The 255-nt window shown below is 59.2% G+C and carries 1 protein-coding gene; it reads right to left on the reverse strand.

The genetic code is table 11. From position 1 onward, the window contains the following. The coding region (ssb, locus tag E0D98_RS26760; RefSeq protein WP_131891691.1) for a single-stranded DNA-binding protein at positions 1–232 on the reverse strand (232 nt) is incomplete at its 3' end. Positions 233–255 lie beyond the last annotated feature (23 nt).

The following is a 255-nucleotide window of genomic DNA, read 5'->3' on the forward strand; positions in this document are numbered from 1 at the left end:
CCTGCGCGCCCTTGCGCAGATATTCACCTGCCACTTCCGCGAGCTTGCCGAACAGCACCACGCGGTGCCATTCCGTCTGCTCCCGCATCTCCCCCGTCTGTTTGTCGCGCCAGGTTTCTGACGTGGCGACCTGCAGGTTTGCCACTGCGCCCCCGTTGGGGATGTAACGGACTTCCGGATCTTTACCCAGACGACCAACCACGATGACCTTGTTGATACCACGTGCACTCATAAGAACCTCCTGACTGAAAGATG

Origin of the sequence: Escherichia sp. KCJ4928, assembly GCF_004352695.1 — a bacterium.
In the GTDB taxonomy this organism is placed as follows: Bacteria; Pseudomonadota; Gammaproteobacteria; order Enterobacterales; family Enterobacteriaceae; genus ECMA0423.